Source organism: Hydrogenophaga flava NBRC 102514 (assembly GCF_001571145.1).
GTDB lineage: Bacteria > Pseudomonadota > Gammaproteobacteria > Burkholderiales > Burkholderiaceae_C > Hydrogenophaga > Hydrogenophaga flava.
The window spans coordinates 231,399-249,883 of record NZ_BCTF01000002.1 but is presented as its reverse complement, the minus strand read 5'-3'; the positions used below and the strand labels follow the sequence as shown (position 1 = coordinate 249,883).

At 62.6% G+C, this 18,485-nt stretch carries 18 protein-coding genes and 1 other RNA gene; 6 read left to right on the top strand and 13 right to left on the bottom strand.

Features of this window, described 5'->3' with window-relative positions; all coding sequences use genetic code 11:
- Positions 1-3: 3 nt before the first annotated feature.
- Positions 4-894 carry an EI24 domain-containing protein gene (locus tag HFL01S_RS02945; RefSeq protein ID WP_084383059.1) on the bottom strand — a complete coding sequence of 297 codons (891 nt, stop codon included), beginning with the start codon at positions 892-894 and terminating at the stop codon, positions 4-6.
- A 55-nt stretch (positions 895-949) separates the two neighbouring features.
- Between HFL01S_RS02945 and HFL01S_RS02940 the strand changes: the two genes are divergently transcribed.
- On the top strand, positions 950-1,765 hold the full coding sequence (locus tag HFL01S_RS02940) for an alpha/beta fold hydrolase (protein WP_066254411.1): 816 nt from the start codon (positions 950-952) through the stop codon (positions 1,763-1,765).
- A 223-nt stretch (positions 1,766-1,988) separates the two neighbouring features.
- The gene (locus HFL01S_RS02935) at positions 1,989-2,720 is read left to right on the top strand and encodes a DUF2726 domain-containing protein (RefSeq protein ID WP_066155863.1); all 732 of its coding nucleotides are present in this window, start codon (positions 1,989-1,991) and stop codon (positions 2,718-2,720) included.
- Between the two features lie 21 nt (positions 2,721-2,741).
- On the opposite strand, the gene HFL01S_RS02930 is transcribed toward HFL01S_RS02935, so the two are convergent.
- From HFL01S_RS02930 to ompA, 12 genes are all read right to left on the bottom strand, one after another.
- Entirely contained in the window at positions 2,742-3,476 is a 735-nt protein-coding gene (locus HFL01S_RS02930) for a 16S rRNA pseudouridine(516) synthase (protein ID WP_066254409.1), read from the bottom strand.
- A gap of 1,230 nt (positions 3,477-4,706) precedes the next feature.
- The gene (locus HFL01S_RS02920) at positions 4,707-5,201 is read right to left on the bottom strand and encodes a hypothetical protein (RefSeq protein ID WP_066254403.1); all 495 of its coding nucleotides are present in this window, start codon (positions 5,199-5,201) and stop codon (positions 4,707-4,709) included.
- Positions 5,188-5,424 (bottom strand): hypothetical protein, encoded by a 237-nt coding sequence (locus HFL01S_RS02915; protein WP_066254400.1) that lies wholly within the window; start codon positions 5,422-5,424, stop codon positions 5,188-5,190. The genes HFL01S_RS02920 and HFL01S_RS02915 overlap by 14 nt, the downstream gene beginning before the upstream one ends.
- Positions 5,421-5,714: a helix-turn-helix domain-containing protein gene (locus HFL01S_RS02910; protein ID WP_066254398.1), complete on the bottom strand. Its 294-nt coding sequence runs from the start codon at positions 5,712-5,714 to the stop codon at positions 5,421-5,423. Before HFL01S_RS02910 ends, HFL01S_RS02915 begins: the two co-directional genes overlap by 4 nt.
- Before the next feature lie 10 nt (positions 5,715-5,724).
- A complete protein-coding gene (locus HFL01S_RS24555; protein ID WP_084383058.1) occupies positions 5,725-5,970 on the bottom strand; it encodes a helix-turn-helix transcriptional regulator in 246 nt (81 codons plus the stop codon).
- Positions 5,971-6,082: 112 nt separating this feature from the next.
- Entirely contained in the window at positions 6,083-6,832 is a 750-nt protein-coding gene (locus HFL01S_RS24975; protein WP_157538744.1) for a hypothetical protein, read from the bottom strand.
- A gap of 28 nt (positions 6,833-6,860) precedes the next feature.
- Positions 6,861-8,084: a tyrosine-type recombinase/integrase gene (locus HFL01S_RS02905; RefSeq protein ID WP_066254395.1), complete on the bottom strand. Its 1,224-nt coding sequence runs from the start codon at positions 8,082-8,084 to the stop codon at positions 6,861-6,863.
- Positions 8,085-8,273: 189 nt separating this feature from the next.
- Positions 8,274-8,662: a transfer-messenger RNA gene (gene ssrA / locus HFL01S_RS02900) on the bottom strand.
- Between the two features lie 13 nt (positions 8,663-8,675).
- Positions 8,676-9,347: an HAD-IA family hydrolase gene (locus HFL01S_RS02895; protein WP_066254394.1), complete on the bottom strand. Its 672-nt coding sequence runs from the start codon at positions 9,345-9,347 to the stop codon at positions 8,676-8,678.
- Positions 9,344-10,048: a bifunctional 2-polyprenyl-6-hydroxyphenol methylase/3-demethylubiquinol 3-O-methyltransferase UbiG gene (ubiG, locus tag HFL01S_RS02890; RefSeq protein ID WP_066254664.1), complete on the bottom strand. Its 705-nt coding sequence runs from the start codon at positions 10,046-10,048 to the stop codon at positions 9,344-9,346. The genes HFL01S_RS02895 and ubiG overlap by 4 nt, the downstream gene beginning before the upstream one ends.
- Positions 10,049-10,069: 21 nt before the next feature.
- Positions 10,070-11,272: a hypothetical protein gene (locus HFL01S_RS02885; RefSeq protein ID WP_066254390.1), complete on the bottom strand. Its 1,203-nt coding sequence runs from the start codon at positions 11,270-11,272 to the stop codon at positions 10,070-10,072.
- A gap of 554 nt (positions 11,273-11,826) precedes the next feature.
- Positions 11,827-12,495, bottom strand: a complete 669-nt coding sequence (gene ompA, locus HFL01S_RS02875; RefSeq protein WP_066254383.1) for an outer membrane protein OmpA — start codon at positions 12,493-12,495, stop codon at positions 11,827-11,829.
- A gap of 250 nt (positions 12,496-12,745) precedes the next feature.
- On the opposite strand from ompA, the gene gyrA reads away from it, so the two are divergent.
- The 4 genes from gyrA to HFL01S_RS02855 are packed head-to-tail and all read left to right on the top strand — an operon-like array spanning position 12,746 to position 18,483.
- Positions 12,746-15,382: a DNA gyrase subunit A gene (gyrA, locus tag HFL01S_RS02870; protein ID WP_066254380.1), complete on the top strand. Its 2,637-nt coding sequence runs from the start codon at positions 12,746-12,748 to the stop codon at positions 15,380-15,382.
- Entirely contained in the window at positions 15,379-16,488 is a 1,110-nt protein-coding gene (gene serC, locus HFL01S_RS02865; RefSeq protein ID WP_066254378.1) for a 3-phosphoserine/phosphohydroxythreonine transaminase, read from the top strand. Before gyrA ends, serC begins: the two co-directional genes overlap by 4 nt.
- The gene (gene pheA, locus HFL01S_RS02860; protein ID WP_066254376.1) at positions 16,485-17,585 is read left to right on the top strand and encodes a prephenate dehydratase; all 1,101 of its coding nucleotides are present in this window, start codon (positions 16,485-16,487) and stop codon (positions 17,583-17,585) included. The genes serC and pheA overlap by 4 nt, the downstream gene beginning before the upstream one ends.
- Position 17,586: 1 nt before the next feature.
- The gene (locus HFL01S_RS02855) at positions 17,587-18,483 is read left to right on the top strand and encodes a prephenate dehydrogenase (RefSeq protein ID WP_066254373.1); all 897 of its coding nucleotides are present in this window, start codon (positions 17,587-17,589) and stop codon (positions 18,481-18,483) included.
- Positions 18,484-18,485: the final 2 nt, after the last annotated feature.

Below are 18,485 nucleotides of genomic sequence, written 5' to 3'. Positions count from 1 at the left end.
CAGTCAGGCGCCGGGTGGCGGCAGAACGGTGGTGGGCGGCAGGGTCTCCAGCGGCATGTGTGGTTGGCCCCCTGGCTCGGGATCCAACACCTCCACCACCTGCGCGGCTCGCATCCGCTGCAGCGCCGCCAGCGTGAAATGCGCGAACCATAGAGATGCAAAGGCAAACACCAGCGTGTAAATCCAGATAGCCACCGGCACCAGCAACGGCGCCAGCGCCACAAACATGGCACCGGATGCCCAGAGCAGGCTGGGGGCTGCACCCAGATAGCCGCTGAGGATGCCCATGACCAGAAGACTTCCACGGTGTTCGCGCAGGATGGTCTTGCGCTCTGCGCTGCTGGCATGCTGCGCCAGTGCGTCGTAGGCAAACACGCGGTAGGTGAGCCAGCCCCAGATCAGCGGCGGAAGGATGAGCACCAGCGGAGGAACCAGCCACAGGGGCATGGAAAGGACCAGCACCACCAGGGCCACCAGTGTGGACCCCAGCGACCACAACAGGCCAAGGACAAAGGAGCCGCCACGCCTGCGTTCGAGCGACGGAAAGCGCCGTTGTTCGACCAGTTCAACCATGGACGGCGTCATGAACACCGCCACAAGCAGCAGGCACAGCAGCACAATCACCGGCGTCGCCAGAACCAGGACCACCAGCGGCGCAAACACCGTCCGCATGGCGCCAAGACCGACCCTGTCCAGCCACCCCAGAAAGCCCTGCACCAGCTCGTACGCCTGCAGCCACTGCGTGACCGCATCGACAGACGTGTCCCAGAAGAAATAGCCCAAGCCAAACGACAGCGCGACCATCAGCACCAGGGGCAGAAACGACAAACCGATCACCCGCGGGTGCATGCAGTAAGCCACTGCCCGCCAGAACGCATCAAACAGCTGAGTCATGCAACGAGAATACCGGTTTTCCCGCCAGCCCGGCGGTGCGTGATGGGGAGACACGATGGGCAGCGTCATCATCCATGGAACCCGTCTGGAGGTTCGACACATCCCTGGCCCGGCCAGCCGCTCTCCGCTGGTGTTCCTGCACGAAGGGCTGGGCAGCGTGTCCATGTGGGCACAACGAGGCCGAGACTGGACGCTGGAACTGTGCAACGCCACCGGACGGGCCGGCTGGGTGTACTCCCGCAGAGGCTATGGGCACTCCGACCCTATACCGGACGTTCGCGGAGTACCCCATGCCGGAGAGTTCTGGCACACCGGACGACACGAACCCGACTACATGCACCGAGAAGCCCTGGATGTGCTGCCAGCCTTGCTGGGAACGCTGGACATCGACGCGCCCGTGCTGGTGGGCCACTCCGATGGCGCCACCATCGCGTTGCTGCACGCGAGCCGGCATCCGGTGACGGCCTGCGTGGTCATGGCACCCCACTTGTTCGTGGAGGAGGTCTCGATCCGGTCCATTGAGCAGGCCAGGTACGCCTACATGCAACCCGGGGAACAGGGCCTGCGGTCGCGCCTGGCGCGCCACCACAAGAATGTCGACAACGCGTTCTGGCAATGGAACGACATCTGGCTCGACCCCGCATTCCTGAGCTTCGACATCCGCGGCGAATGCTGGAACATCCGTGGCCCGGTGCTGGCCATCCAAGGAGCCAACGACGAGTACGGGACACTCCAGCAAATACGGGACATACAGCCCAAGGACGCAGCAGCCAGCACCCTGGTGCTGGAGGCTTGCGGGCACAGCCCACATCGGGATCAGCCCGACGCAGCGCTCACAGCGATTGGGGAGTTTCTGTCCGGGCTCCCATGAATCCCCCGTTTGTGGGATGGCAACGCACCTCGAGCACCGGCAGAATGTAGGGTTGGCCGTCCGGAAACCGGCGTGAAACGCGCACTCACAACTGCGGGCCCTTGTCGGCGAGTGGCGCCAATCCCCAAGGAAATCACGCAAACGACGTGTCAAATTGCGACAAATCCGTCCGTTTGCGCGATCATCCAACTACATTTGGTCACACTCCGCCACTGAAACTTGCATGATCGCCTGGAACAACCCTTGGCTACTTTCCGTGCTGGTACCCGCTCTGCTGGTGACCGGCGCGTGGATGTATCGCCTCTGGGAAAGCCGCAAAGCCCGGGCCCAGCGCAGGATTCCCAAGAGGTGGCCGCTGGATACCCGGGTGATCGCGAACTCCGAAGAGTTGCAGGTGTGGCACTGGCTGTCCCGGGCCTTCTACGATCACCATGTGATGATCAAGCTGCCGGTCACCCGCTTCACCCTGCCCCGGGAGAAGCAGCAAGGAATGGACTGGTACCGGCTGCTCGGTGGCGTCTACTGCACGTTCACCATCTGCAAGTCCGACGGGCGGGTGGTCGGCTGTCTGGACGTGCCGGGGCGGGCGGGTATCCCGAGGAGCACGCGCCAACTCAAACACTCTCTGCTCACACAATGTGGGCTCCCCTACTGGGTGGTTCGCTCGTCCAGCCTGCCCACAGTCTCTGAAGTACGCAGTGAGTTTCTCGGCGAGACCCCCACCGCCCAGAGCATGCGTGAGCACGAGCAGGAAGAACGGGCCATCATCGCGGCACAGGCCAACCTGCGCTCAGCCTTGAACCGCCAGCGCAGCACCCGCCACAGCGACTTCAGCCCCCTGTCGACCTGGCCTGGCAGCACCACAGGCGACTCGCGTGTCAGCGACCTGGGCTCCCAGTGGCAGGACAACTCCTTCCTGATGCCGCTCGACAGCCGCAAAGGCGACCTGCTCTGACTGCACCTCCCGTCAAGGGACTCAGTGTTTTCGGCTCAGCTCCGCAACTTCGTCGGCGGTCAGCCATCGCCAATGCCCGACAGGCAGCTCATCGGTCAATTCAATGTTCCCGATCCGGGACCGGTGAAGCCCCTCCACCCGATTCCCGACAGCGGCCACCATGCGCTTGACCTGGTGGTATTTGCCCTCTGTGAGCGTCAGCTCCAATTGGTTCGGCCCCAGAGCCCGGCACGCAGCCGCACGCACCGGCTTCGGGTCATCATCCAGCACGACGCCATGCATCAGACGCTCTGACTGACGTTCATCGAGCGGATGTTTCACCTGCACCTGGTACACCTTGGGCACATGGTGCTTGGGCGATGTCATCCGGTGGATGAACTTGCCATCGTCGGACAGCAGCAGCAGGCCCGTGGTGTCCTGATCCAGCCGCCCCACTGCCTGCACGCCGGCAGCTGCGCCACCACCCCGCTGGCGCAGCGGGGCCGGCAGCAGCGTGTACACACTGGGATGAGCCCCTGGCTTCTGGGAGCACTCGAAACCAGCCGGCTTGTGCAGCATCAGGTAGGCGTACTCCTGGTAAGTCCAGCGCACACCCTGCACCCAAAAAACCAGGCCATCCTCATCCAGCATCACTCCGGGGTCTGTGCAGGGCTCCCGAGCCTCGCCCAGGTCCACAAACCCCTGCTGAACCAGTCCACAGCAAACGCGACGGGTTCCGAAACCCTGACTGAAAAGGATGTCCTGCAACGCGAGCATGACAAAACGGCAATGAAAAACCCCAGCCGGTGAAGGCTGGGGTTGGGTAGATGGTGCTGGGGTCTACTGAAAGAAGCCCGCCAACCCGCATGAATGTTAGGTTTTGTCAGGTAGGAAAATCAAACGTTCCCCCGTTTGTTCCCCCGCCTTCCATTTGGTGCCCTCACAGGCAACCCCATAGGCATCAGTGTACGCGAGGGAGAAACAGGCACGGCCGGCGTTCTCTTTTTTCACGACACATAGCGAAACAGACATAACCTCCCGGTGTCCACCGCGCATCACCAGACTTTCGGGGGCGCCGGGGCATGTCAATTTGAAAACGCACAGGACGATTTTTTCCGTGCGTGGGAAACCTGCCGGTTACCTGGGTGCCCCAGCCGCAGACTTTGCAGCCCCCCTACCCTGCCAGGTCAACACCCAGCAAGCGCGAAGCAACCACCAACCACGCAGCCTCCCGCCGTTGCTCACATTCCATAACAGCCCGGAAAAGCCGCTCATAGGTTCGGAGCCTCATTCCCTTGGGCCGGGTCCAGTGATCGCCCAGACGGGCCTCCAGGCGCGATTGCTTGCGCCACAGGCGCCCCAGCTCATCCTCGGATTGCGATGCGTAGGCCACCCGCTGGCAGTGCCGACAGGCGAAGCGCAAGTGACGCAGGTAGAGCAAAGCGACCCGGCGCCCACAACACGGACAGGCAAACCAGGCGCGCGACCCACCGAACCGGCAAGACTCGTTAACAAGGTCGATTCTGTTGGTGAGAGTTTGTTTCACCCCGTTGACCGTCAAAACGAATTTCAACGTCACTTCATGGGGTGGAGTGACCCACACAGACACCGCCCCCGAGGGTTCGCCACCCCGGCGCCACGTCCATACAAAGTACCCCGGCCGGTCAAGGTATCCGCGCCGCGCCCACAAACGCACGTCCACCCGCTGCAGGTTCTCCCCGATGGCTTTGGTGCCCGGTCTGCCAGCGCCCCAGCGCGCGCCGCCTCGGCTCATGGTGCCCACCCCACAGAAAACGAAATCACTTGGCTATCCACCCTTCCTTGCTTGCTGCACAGGCCACCAGCACCGGGCAAGAACTCCCATAGGATGGCTTTTCTATAAGGGTGTCCACCTCTGAAAACCCGGAAGGCCAGCAAAGCCCGGCCACAAGTCCACCTGTGAAACGTGCCAGCGCAAAAAGGGTCCGCCATGTTTTCCGCCGTGGACTTGTGGAAGGGGTCATGTTTTCACCCGTGGACAAAGGACTGCGTTTTCTCGGTTTGCTTCCGTCCACCGTTGGGCAGGGTCCAGTCCGGTTTTTCCTTGATCGGGGCCACCGGCAAAGGACTGCTTGCGAGATAGGCGCGAGGCTGGAAACCGTGCAAGGCTTCCGGGTCAAACTTCGGTGACACGTCCAGGGGAAACCAGGTCAGCGCCAGCAGCTCGCACGTTGATGGCATGTGCCCTTTGCGCGTGACGTACACAAACCCGGCCTTGATCAACTCCGCCTTGCAGCGCCAAAGCGTGGTCTTGGACCGCCAGCCCCGTTTGCTCACCACCGCCCACGCCACCGTCAAATTGCCGTTGTTGTCGCCCCGGTACTGCCCGGCCAGCTCCAACAGCAGCTTGCAAGCGTGGGGACTCAGGGCAGCAAAGGCCGGACACTCGAACACGCTGCGCACAATGCCCGTGAACGGCTCGGTGTATTTGCTGCCCTTGTATCGGGACTTAGCCCCCGCCATCGCCAGCCCCGACCAGCGCCGCCATGTACAGCGCCGCCGCTTCCAGGGTTTCCAGGGGCTGCATCGTGCCCAGGCGCATCGTGTAGTACAGCGCCTGCCCGTCAATCGCCGGGTCGCCCTTGATCAGCACGTAGCCCAGCAGTGCAAACTGTGCCGCCAGCGTGGCAAAGCCCTTGCGTTCCCGGTCGGTCGTGGGGGTGTCGAGGTCATTCGTCGTGCTCATGGCTGGCCCTCCAGCACATACAGCCCAACTCGGTGTTTTTCGCCCGACTCGGTTTCCACGGTTTGCCAGTGGGTGGCAATCTTGTAGCCCTGCTTGCGCAATTGAAGAATGCGCGCCGGGCAGTGGTACACGTCCAGATAGCGCATGGCCTCGAACGTGGTCACGGAATAGCGCGACAGCGCTTCCAGCAATCGCGCGCGTTGCGAACGACTGCCGTTGCCCTTAAACTCGGATCGGATCGTTTCCAGGGCTGCTTTCTTTTCGGGGGAAGTGGCCTTTTCTTTTGTCATGGCTAACCCCTTACACCGAGGCAAGGTCTGCGCGCTTTGCGTGCAAACGGCTCACCAGCTCCCGAATCTCAGCCTCTGATTTCCCGGCGATGCGCGCGGCATTGATCGCCTGCACTTCGCTATCGGGCCAACCTACCGCGCGCTCCCCAATAGGCACCGGCTTGGTGAAAAGCCCTGCCCGGATCGCGTTGTAGATGCTTGCATGTGAACGGTGCCCCGTTTCAGCCTTGACGGCTGGCATTCTGAGAATTGACATCTGTAACCCTTCTTAACCGGCTTGATATGCCGTTGCTGCGACGGGTCAAATATCAACTGTCTGCCACCACAATGCACCGCAACTGCAGCAGCATCGACCGCAATTGCTGCAACTAGGAGCCTCGAAGGCTGCGCTTTGCCTCCGCAAATTTCTGCTGCAGCGTTCTCTCTTTGATGCCTGGCTTCTCTCCGTGGCGCTCAAGCAAAACCGAGATCAAAGCAGTTTCTTTCTGGTCTAACTGCTCAAGCAAAGCACCAATGATGTTTAAGAGATTTGTTCGCTCGCGGCTCGTTAAAGCTTGCGCTTTCTCTCTCTCCAAAGAGGCCTCCAATTTACATATTTCCGCAGTTTTCACAACCCATTTACAGTCACGAGGGAGCGAATAATGAAAGGAGTACCTTCTGTGATCATTGAAAGGAAGTCCTTTAATTTCAATCTCAGCATCACCTTTATCTTGAACCGGAACCACTAGATCGCTTTCGGCACTCAACAAAAGCATTTCATTAAACGAAAAAGACCATTCACCTCCATCCCACTCACTCGCACGCAATACATCCATATTCCCAAGTGCAAGCGGAAGATCAAAGACCCCATCAACATAAGAGACTTCTTTATCTAAAACGTAGAAGCAACGCTCATCATGTAAATAATCCGCACCCCAACTTCCCAATGGCCGTATGTCCGCCACAACTGCTCTTCGGACTGGTATAGAGCTACCAAACCTAAGCGAAAGCGTTATTCGCCCATCCATAGCCAGAGCAAACAGATCCCTTTCTGTAATTGGCTCATTAAATCTAGCACTCATGTGGCGTATTGCATCTTCAATATAGAACCACTCCCGAAGGCTAAACAACTTGCTCACATTACCCTCCTTACAGAATTCGTATCAATCAAGGTCTGGCTTCAATCTTGCCAATAAGATCCAAGAAATCAGCCCATCGCTGCATCATGTCGGCCCGCTGTTTGATGTACTGCGTTCGGTTGTAGGCCCGCCCGTTCGCGTCCTTGACCGAGTGCGCCAGTTGGGCCTCGATCACCAGCGGGTCACATTCCAGCCGCTCCGCCAGCATGGTGCGCGCCGTCGCCCGGAAGCCGTGCCACGTTTGCACGTCCGGGGTGTAGCCCAGCGTGATCAAGGCGGTACGCACCGAGTTTTCGGATATGGGCCGGTCGTGGCTGCGTTCCCCCGGAAACACCATGCGGCCGTGCCCGGTGTAGCCGTGTAGGCCGCGCAGGATTTCCACCGCCTGCCGGGGCAAGGGCACCACATGGGGCGCCCCGTTTTCCTTGCCGTCCTTGGTTCGCTTCATTCGCGCCGCCGGGATCGTCCACAGGGCCGCGTCCAGGTCAATTTCCGACCACTCCGCCGCGCGCAGTTCCCCCGGTCGCTGAAACAGGATCGGCGCCAGTTGCAGGGCAGCGCGCACGATAGGCCCGCCCTTGTATGCCCGGATGGCCCGGATCAGTTCCCCCAGCTTTTCCGGCTCCGTGATTGCTGCAAAGTGCTTGCCCCGGTACGGTGACAGCGCCCCCTTGAGATCGGCCGTCACGTCACGCGGCACGCGCCCCGTTGCCACCCCATAGCGCCACACCTGCCGGGCCAGCATCAAGCCCCGGTCTGCGGTTTCCACCGCACCGCGTTGCTCCACCTTGCGCAAGGTCGCCAACAGTTCCACCGGCTCAATGTCTGCCAGCCGCCGCTCCCCCAGCCACGGGAACAGATCGCGTTCAAACTGCCGTTTGGCCCGGATCGCGTGGGCTTCGCTCCAGTGGGGCGCCTGCTTGTCGAACCATTCCAGCGCCACCACCCGGAACGAGTCGCCCGCCGGGTTACTGGCCTTGAGCTTGTCCACCTTGCGCGCCTGCACGGGGTCTGTTCCCCCGGCCTTGGTCAGCTTGGCAACGTCGCGCGCCTTGCGTGCTGCCGACAGGGACACGGCCGGATAGCTGCCCAGGGCCATGCGCCCTTCCTTGCCGTCCTTCCGGTACTTCCAGAACCAGCGCCGCGAACCGTTGGGGCTTACCTCCAGGTACAGCCCGCCGGAGTCGGCCAGCCGCTTGCGGGGCTTGTCTGGTGGACAGGTCGCGTTCTTGCACTCGGGGTCGGTCAGCATGGGTTTCCCTGTTCCCCCGACCTTTGTTCCCCCATGTGGGGAAAAAACGGGGTTTGTTCCCCCGGATGTTCCCCCACCCCCGATTGCCTGTCAATAGCCGCCTTTGTACGTTCTTGCCGCGTAGATCGTTGATTTTCAAAAGAAAAAGGCCGCTAGGTGTATGTTCCTAGCGGCCTTTGTCTGAGGGTATGGTGGAGCTGGGGGGATTTGAACCCCCGTCCGCAAGCCTTCTTCGAGCAGTTCTACATGTGTAGCCGTCTGTTTTGAATCTCACCCCCTGAGCCGCGCAGTGGCACGCTGCCCAGAACGCCAGCAACCTTTGATCTCACCGCACGACAAGTTGCCCGTCGCGCGACCAGCCTATGTAAATAACTTTGCAGCCTGGACCCTCACAGCTTGCGCCGATCAGACCCTTGCCCAGCCCATAGGCCTGCTGTTGCAAAGCTCACCGGCAATTAAGCGGCGAGTGCGAAACGTTCGTCGTTTGCAGTTAGTTTTTTTCTGCTGTTTTACGAGGTGACAGAACCTCGACATGCCCTGCTGCGTGTCCGAACCCACGTCGAAACCAGTGCAGCCCCTGAAGACGGTAGTTTAAGGCAGTCCTAGCCATTTCAAGAGCCCAAGGGGCACTTCAATGATTTCGTCCGCACCCCAGGTCGACACATCGGCCTCTGGCCCCAGGTAGCCGTAAATCGCAGCCACCGTGCGCATGCCCGCGGCGCGACCGGCCTGGATGTCGCGAATGTCGTCGCCCACGTAGAGACAATCCGCAGGCGGGACCCCGATGCGGCGGGCCGCTTCCAGCAGGGGTGCTGGATGGGGTTTTGTGTGTGGCGTGGTGTCGCCGCTGACAACGGTAGCTACCCCGGCAAACAGCGGCATGGACTGGATCAGCGGCCGAGTGAAACGCTCCCCCTTGTTGGTCACCACACCCCAGAAAAGGCCCTGCTCCACCAGCGCACCCAGCAGCCTGTCGACACCCTCGAACGGACGGGTCTGCTGCAGCAAACGGTCCTGGTAGTGATCGAAAAACTCCTGCTTGAGGTCTTCGAAAGCGTGATCGCCAGGCCCGGTGTCGAAAGCCACCCGCAACATGCCGCGCGCACCAGAGCCAGAATGCGCGCGGTAACGGTCCGGGGGAATGGGTGACAGTTGGCGGCTGATGCGCATGGCGTTCGCCGCGCCCGCCAGATCGGGAGCACTGTCGATCAGGGTTCCATCCAGATCGAACAGCACCGCCCGGACGCCCGCAAAAACCGTCATGGCTTGCGGCTGGACACCAGGTAGTTGACGCTGGTGTCGTTGCTGAGCCAGTAGCGCTGGGTCAAGGGGTTGTATTCCATGCCCCGGGTTTGCTCCAGAGACAAGCCCGCTGCGCGGCAATGCGCCGCCAACTCGCTCGGGCGGATCATCTTGGCGTATTCGTGCGTGCCTTTGGGAAGCATGCGCAAGAGGTACTCGGCGCCGACGATCGCAAACAGGAACGATTTGGGATTGCGGTTAATGGTCGAGAAGAAGACCCAGCCACCAGGCTTTACGAGCACGGAACACGCACGGACCACCGAAGCGGGGTCCGGCACATGCTCGAGCATCTCCATGCAGGTCACCACGTCGAAGCCGGCGGGCTGTTCCTGCGCCAGTGCCTCGGCACTGATCTCGCGATACGACACATTCTGGGTTCCGGCTTCCAGCGCATGCAATTGCGCGACCTTCAACGCCTTGGTTGAGAGATCAATACCCGTGACGTCTGCGCCTTTCCGCGCCATGGAATCGGACAGGATGCCGCCACCACATCCGATGTCCAGCACGCGCTTGCCTGCGAGTGACGTCTGGCCATCGATCCAGCCCAGTCGCAAGGGGTTGATCTGATGCAGGGGCTTGAACTCGCTGTCAGGGTCCCACCAGCGATGAGCCAGATCGGAGAATTTGGCCAGTTCGGCCGGGTCGGCATTGACGTTGTTCATGTTCTTCATTGTCCCGCGCGCTCAGGGCGCCAGCTCCCGTTCGGACGCGAAGTGCCTGCGCTCCCTCTGGACATCAGCGTGTGTGATGCAGGCCTTCTCCGGCGACAAACCGAGGCGTTGAACCTGTTGCCGGTAGTCGGCGTTCTGGTACGGGTCGGCCACCACGTAGCCAGCCCGGTTTTCACACCGACGGTCGGCCGTGCAGTCCTGCCAGGTGGCGCCAAACACGATGCGGCCGTCGCGAGTGAATCCGGGAAAAGCGCTCGCCAGCACCTGCGTGCGCTCGTCGTCAATGCGAAACACCTGGTCCTGCAGCGGGGAACGCCGGTCAACGAAATACACGCTGGCGTTGTCGGTGTAGGCCAGCATGGCGGAGGCACGGCCCGGGAACGCGAACACGGCCTTCCCCGGTGAGGCCAGGAGGTCCACCCGAGGCTCGCAACCGTGATCAGCACCAGGAATCACTGCCGATAGCCCGTACACGCGCATCGAAGGCTGGCCCACCCTTGGGTTGATGGGTATGGCTGCAAACTCTCGCCCGTCCACCGAGATCATGGGCAGGGTGTACACCCCACCATCGGCCGCCTGTCGCGAGCTACAAATGAACTGGGGGCCGGTGTCGGACACGACCTCTGCAGACCGGCCATCGTCGCGGATTGCAATGGTCCTTACCTGCAGCGGCCCCGTGCCCTGACCGGACCGGTCTCCTTGCGGCCAGCTCATGGACCTGATCCAGATGAGGGACGGATCTGGCGCCTGGCGGGCGTCCAGTTCGGATGCCGCCGCGTAGAAGCCGCGCATACCACCTTGGAACAGCGGTTTGGCGCCCTCCTCAGACCGCAGCACGTCGCGCAGACGAAAGTGGCGCCCGTCGACATCCACGAGGTATCGCCAACTGCCCTGCACAGGAAAAGCCTCATTGCTCAAAGGCGTCCGGTAGGCGCGAATACGACCATCCGGCCCAGACGACAGCTCCATCAGCGACACCTCCCCCAGGCGTCTGCCCGAAAACGAACGCAACACGAACCGCCCGTCTGGGCTGATGCGTTCATAGGTGCCCAAGGCGGGTATGCCGTTCGAATCGGTCCCCACGGCCTCGGCGTCCAGAGGCAGGTAGCTGACCACAGGAATACAGGAAGACCCGGGGACATCTGCGGACCAAGCAAGGCCAATGCAGCAGGCCAGGATCCATACCGCCATTCGCCGCAACACCGCCTGCGTCATGAGCCGCGCCCCTCCCTGGACTGCTGCAAAGACCGCAAACGCCAGCGCAAGGAATCAACCCAGGCCTGATTCGGCATCACGCCCCAGACCGGCCAAGCGTGCAGCCGACCTCGGTCCAGCACCCTGGTGTATGGGTAGTGATTCGCATGCCCCAACAATCCGGCACATGCGTCCGGCATCCGTACAGGACGGGCTATCTCGTCGGCCGACCACCCGGCCTTTTCTGCTGCCACAGCACCCTCGCCATCCGTCAGGCCTGGCGCCCACCAGGCGACGGCATCGAACCCTTCTGCCTCCGCTGCTGCCCTCATCCGGGGCCATTCGGTCATGCTGTAGACCATCCTGGGCGACAACACGGCCACAACGATCGGACGCTGGAAGCCAAAGGGCGCCACAACGTCGAGGCATTCGGGCGAGAGAACGAGGGCTTCACCTGCACGCAACGGGGTCATCAGGATGCAGGCAAGCCCCAGGACGCAGCATCGCACGCCCAGCAAAAAGCCCCAGGCATTTGCACGCCTGGGGCTTTTCGGAAGAGACGAGACGGGCAAGTCTTACTTGTTGGTACGGGTACCAACCACCTCGACTTCCACACGGCGGTTCTTGGCACGGCCTTCCTTGGTGCCGTTGTCTGCCACTGGCTGGCCTTCGCCCTTGCCTTCGGTGTACACGCGGTTGCTTTCAATGCCCTTGCTCACCAGATAGGCCTTGACAGCTTCAGCGCGACGCACGGACAGCTTTTGGTTGTATCCGTCGGTGCCGGTGGCGTCGGTGTGGCCGACGGCAATCACCACTTCCAGATTGATGCCCTTGACCTTGTCAGCCAGATCATCCAGCTTGGCCTTGCCTTCGGGCTTCAGAACAGCCTTGTCGAAATCGAAGAAGGCGTCGGCAGCGTAGGTCACCTTGGTGGCGGCGGGAGCGGCCGGGGCGGCAGGGGCCGGTGCAGGGGCCGGAGCAGGGGCAGCGGCAGGTGCGGGAGCCGGGGCGGGTGCGGGGGCAGGAGCCGGCACGATGGCGCCGTCACAGCCCTTGGCTGCAGTGGCGGGCGTCCAGTTGGCATCGCGCCAGCACAGGGTGCCATCACCGTTCTTCCACTGGAGGTTGCCATGGCCGCTGCGCCAGTTGTCGTTCGTCGCAGTACCGCTCGAGGGAGCAGCGAAAGCAGCCGATGCCATGGCGGCGGTTGCGAACAGCATTGCCACTGAGTTCAGTTTTTTCATGGTTTTCCTCTTGGAGTAAGCCGCAGACGGCTGATTTCTGATTGAGCGCGCTCAAGGTGACCACCACCTGTAACGCTCAAATCATTGTGCCACAAGCCTCCGGAATACCAAGGTTGGCGCGGGGACAAGGCCGCCCGCAACGCCCGTCGGGACGTTGCCCACACACAACATGTCGCCGCCCGGACCTGCGACCGACCCGTCCACTAAAATTGTTCGCTTTCCCTCTCCGTCACGGACCCCTTCAAAGCTCATGACCCAGTTCGCCAAAGAAACCCTGCCGATCAGCCTTGAAGAGGAAATGCGCCGCAGCTATCTCGATTACGCGATGAGCGTGATCGTGGGGCGAGCCCTGCCGGACGCCCGGGACGGGCTCAAGCCAGTGCATCGCCGGGTGCTCTATGCAATGCACGAGCTCAACAACGACTGGAACCGGCCTTACAAGAAGTCGGCCCGCATCGTCGGTGACGTGATCGGTAAGTACCACCCGCACGGCGACAGCGCGGTGTACGACACCATCGTTCGTATGGCGCAGGACTTCTCTCTGCGCCACATGCTGGTGGACGGTCAGGGCAACTTCGGCTCGGTCGACGGCGACAACGCCGCCGCCATGCGGTACACCGAAATCCGCATGTCCAAGATCGCACACGAGATGCTTGCGGACATCGACAAGGAAACGGTGGACTTCGGCCCGAACTACGACGGTTCGGAAAAGGAGCCGCTGGTGCTGCCGACCCGTCTGCCCAACCTGCTGGTCAACGGCTCGGGCGGTATCGCGGTGGGCATGGCCACCAACATCCCGCCGCACAACCTCAACGAGGTGGTGGACGCCTGCCTGCACTCGCTCAAAAACCCGGAATGTTCCATCGACGAGCTGATGGAGATCATCCCGGCGCCGGACTTCCCCACCGGCGGCATCATCTACGGCATCAATGGTGTCAAGGACGGCTACCGCACAGGACGCGGCCGGGTGGTCATGCGCGCCAAGGTGCATTTCGAAGACATCGACAAGGGCCAGCGCCAGGCGATCATCGTTGACGAGATCCCCTACCAGGTCAACAAGAAGACCTTGCAGGAACGCATCGCCGAGCTGGTGCACGAGAAGAAGCTCGAAGGCATCAGCCACATCCAGGACGAGTCGGACAAATCCGGGATGCGCCTGGTGATCGAGCTCAAGCGCGGAGAAGTGCCCGAGGTTGTGCTGAACAACCTGTACAAGCAGACGCAGCTGCAGGACACCTTCGGCATCAACATGGTGGCACTGATCGACGGTCAGCCCAAACTGTGCAACCTCAAGGATCTGATCACCGTCTTTCTGGAGCACCGCCGCGAGGTCGTCACCCGCCGCACGGTGTTCAACCTGCGCAAGGCGCGTGATCGTGGCCACGTGCTTGAAGGCCTGGCGGTGGCGCTGGCCAACATCGACGAATTCATCAAAATCATCCGCGAGAGCCCCACCCCGCCGGTGGCCAAGGCCGAGTTGATGACCCGCAGCTGGGACAGCCAGCTGGTGCGCGAGATGCTTACCCGCGCCAAGGCCGACGGTGGCACGGTGAACGCCGACGACTACCGCCCCGAGGGCCTGGAGCGCGAGTTCGGCATGCAGGGTGATGGCCTGTACCGCCTGTCCGAGACGCAGGCCCAGGAAATCCTGCAGATGCGCCTGCAGCGCCTGACTGGGCTGGAGCAGGACAAGATCGTCGCCGAGTACAAGGATGTGATGGCCGAGATCGACGATCTGCTGGACATCCTGGCCAAGCCCGAACGCGTCTCGACCATCATCAGCGAGGAGCTGGTGGCGGTGAAGAACGAGTTCGGCCAGACCAAGCTGGGCGCACGCCGCAGCGAGATCGAACACAGCGCACAGGACCTCTCGACCGAGGACCTGATCACGCCGACCGACATGGTGGTGACGCTGAGCCACAGCGGCTACATCAAGAGCCAGCCGCTGTCCGAATACCGGGCCCAGAAGCGCGGCGGCCGCGGCAAGCAGGCCACGGCGACCAAGGAAGACGACTGGATCGACCAGCTCTTCATCGCCAACACGCACGACTACATTCTCTGCTTCTCCAACCGCGGCCGCCTGTACTGGCTCAAGGTCTGGGAAGTGCCCGCCGGTTCGCGCGGCTCGCGCGGCCGTCCCATCGTCAACATGTTCCCGCTGCAGGAAGGCGAGAAGATCAACGTGGTGCTGCCGCTGACCGGCGACGCCCGCAGTTTCCCGGACAACCGCTTCGTGTTCATGGCGACCAGCATGGGCACGGTCAAGAAGACCTCGCTGGACGAGTTCAGCAACCCGCGCAAGGCCGGCATCATCGCGGTGGACCTGGACGAAGGCGATTTCCTGATCGGCGCCGCACTGACCGATGGCCAGCACGACGTGATGCTCTTCAGCGACGGCGGCAAGGCCGTTCGCTTTGATGAAAACGATGTGCGCCCGATGGGCCGCAACGCGCGCGGCGTGCGCGGCATGATGATCGAAGATGGCCAGAGCGTGATCGCCATGCTGGTGGCCGAGGACGAGCAGCAGAGCGTGCTGACCGCTACGGTCAACGGCTACGGCAAGCGCACGCCGATCGGCGAATACACCCGCCACGGCCGCGGCACCAAGGGCATGATCGCCATCCAGCAAAGCGAGCGCAACGGCAAGGTGGTCGCAGCCACGCTGGTGCACAGCGATGACGAAATCATGCTGATCACCGACAAGGGCGTGCTGGTGCGCACCCGCGTGAGCGAGATTCGCGAGATGGGCCGCGCGACACAGGGCGTGACGCTGATCGCGCTGGACGAAGGGGCCGAGCTGTCGGGTCTGCAGCGCATCGTGGAAAACGATGCCAATGCGCCCGAAGCGGTCGAAGGCAACGACGAAGTGGCGGGTGACGCCGAATGACCCAGCGCCCCTACAACTTCTCGGCCGGTCCGGCCGCGATTCCAGAAGAAGTGCTGCAGCAGGCCGCTGCCGAGATGCTGAACTGGAACGGTTCCGGCATGGGCGTGATGGAGATGAGCCACCGCGGCAAGGAGTTCATGTCCATCGCGGCACAGGCAGAGGCAGATCTGCGCGAGCTGCTCGCCGTTCCGGCTCACTTCCGCATCCTGTTCATGCAGGGCGGGGGACTGGCGGAAAACGCGATCGTGCCGATGAACCTGTCTCGCGGAGGGACTGTCGACTTCGTCGTGACCGGCAGCTGGAGCCAGAAGTCGGCCAAAGAGGCGCGAAAGTATGCCGCTCCGGTGGTGATCGCCAACAACGAAGCCGATGGCCACACCAGCCTGCCTCCCCCTGCCAGCTGGCAGCTCAGCGCCGATGCGAAGTACGTACACATCTGCAGCAACGAGACCATCCACGGCGTTGAATTTCACGAACTGCCCGATCTCGATGCACTGGGCAGCCAGGCGCCACTGGTGATCGATTTTTCGTCGCACGTGGCGTCGCGCCCGGTGGACTGGTCGCGCGTCGGTCTGGCCTTTGGCGGCGCGCAAAAGAACCTCGGCCCCGCGGGTGTGACGCTGGTGGTGGTGCGTGAGGACCTGCTGGGGCATGCCCTGTCGATCTGCCCGAGCGCATTCGACTACCGCGTCGTGGCCGACAACGCGTCCATGTACAACACGCCGCCCACCTACAGCATCTACATGGCCGGACTCGTGTTCCAGTGGCTCAAGCGCCAGAAGGAGGGTGACTTCACCGGCATCGCAGCCATGGAAGCGCGCAACCTGGCCAAGGCCACCCTTCTCTACAACTTCATCGACCGTTCCCAGTTTTATGTGAACAAAGTGGCCATGGACTGCCGTTCGCGCATGAACGTGCCCTTCTTCCTGCGCGACGAGAGCCGCAACGAGGCCTTCCTGGCTGGGGCAAAAGAGCGTGGCCTGCTGCAACTCAAAGGCCACAAGTCGGTGGGTGGCATGCGTGCCAGCATCTACAACGCCATGCCGCTGGCGGGCGTGCAGGCGCTGCTGGACTACATGCGCGATTTTGAAAAGACCTGCGCATGAGCCAGCAACCCGTTCAGCCCGAAGCGCTCGCCGGTCTGCGCGTGCAGATCGACAGCATCGACCAGCAACTGCTGTCTCTTCTGAACCAGCGCGCCCGTGTCGCCGAGCAGGTGGGCAAGATCAAGCGCGCCGAAGGCTCGCCCTTCTTCCGTCCCGACCGTGTGGCCCAGGTGATCGACAAGATCCAGCACGCCAACCAGGGCCCGCTGCTGAACCAGCATGTGGCGGCCATCTGGCGCGAGATCATGTCGGCCTGTCTGGCGCTGGAAGCCCCGCAGCGCGTGGCCGTGCTCGGCCCTGAAGGCACCTTCACCGAACAAGCCGCCATCGAGTTCTTCGGCAGCGCCGCCAACCTGATCTACTGCAGCAGCTTTGACGAGGTGTTCCACGCAACCGCGGCGGGCACCGCCCAATTCGGTGTGGTGGGTGTCGAGAATTCCACGGAAGGCGTGGTGGCCCGTTCGCTGGACCTGTTCCTGCGTTCTCCGGTGCATGTGGTGGGCGAAGTCAGCCTGCTGGTGCGCCACAACCTGCTGCGCCAGGTGAACAACCTGGACGCGGTCGAGGTGGTGCTGGCCCACCCGCAGGCGCTGGCCCAGTGCCAAGGCTGGCTCACGCAGCACCTGCCCAGGGCCGAACGCCGCGCTGTCTCCAGCAACGCCGAAGGCGCGCGGCTCGCTGCCACCAACCCGGCCTGGGCGGCCGTTGCGAGCGAGCGCGCCGCAGCGCAGTTCGGTCTGCACATCGTCTCGCACGCCATCCAGGACGAGGCCTACAACCGCACGCGCTTCCTGGTGATCTGCCTGCCGCAGACCCTGGCCACACCCCCTGCCTCTGGGCGAGACTGCACCAGTCTGGTTGTGTCGGTGCCAAACCGCCCAGGTGCCGTGCACGACCTGCTCGTGCCGCTGAAGAACAACGGCGTCTCCATGACCCGGTTCGAATCCCGCCCGGCCAAGTCCGGCCAGTGGGAGTACTACTTCTACATCGACCTCGCGGGTCACCCCTCGCAGCCCAACGTGGCCGCGGCCCTGAAGGAACTGCAGGGCCTGTGCGCGTTCTACAAAGTGCTGGGTGCCTATCCGGTCAGCGAATGACATGAACGCCCCCCCTCTCAAATTTGAACAACTGGGCCTGATCGGCTGCGGCCTGATGGGCGGATCGTTCGCGCTGGCCATGAAGAGGGCCGGGCTGGTCAAGCGTGTCGTCGGATACAGCAAATCGCCATCCACCACCGAACGCGCCCGCCAGATGGGTGTCATCGACATCGAGGCGCCCTCTGCCCTTCTGGCCGTGTCCGGCGCCGATCTGGTGCTGGTCGCAGTCCCGGTGTCGGCCACCGAAGCCACCTTCAAGGCGATCCGCCATCTGCTGACCAAGGACACGCTGGTGATGGACGTCGGCTCCACCAAGCGGGAGGTCATCGACGCGGCGCGGCGCGTACTCAAAGACCAGGTGGGCGTGCTCGTGCCCGCACACCCGATCACAGGCAAGGAACTGGCGGGGGTCGAGAACGTCGACGCCGACCTGTACCAGGGCCGCCAGGTCATCCTCACCCCCATCGAGCGCACCCAGACAGTCCAACTGGAGAAGGCGGATCAGCTCTGGACGGCGCTGGGTTGCCATGTGCAGCGCATGTCGCCCGAAGCACACGATGCGGCCTATGCGGCGGTCAGCCACCTGCCGCACATGATTGCGTTTGCACTCATGAATGCCATTGCAGGCCACGAACATGGCAAGCAGTTCCTGTCCCTCGCTGGTCCTGGTTTCCGCGACTTCACGCGGATCGCCGCCAGCGATCCCAGCGTCTGGCGCGACATCCTGCTGTCCAACCGTGAGGAGCTGATCGCACAGTCCCGCCAGTTCCAGCGCGCCCTGCATGCCTTCGAGTCCGCCATTGCCTCAGGCAACCCGGACGCGCTTGAAGCCCTGATCGACAAAGCCAGCCAGACCCGCTCGCGGTGGCGCATGAGCGCCCACAAGCCCCAGAGCTGACC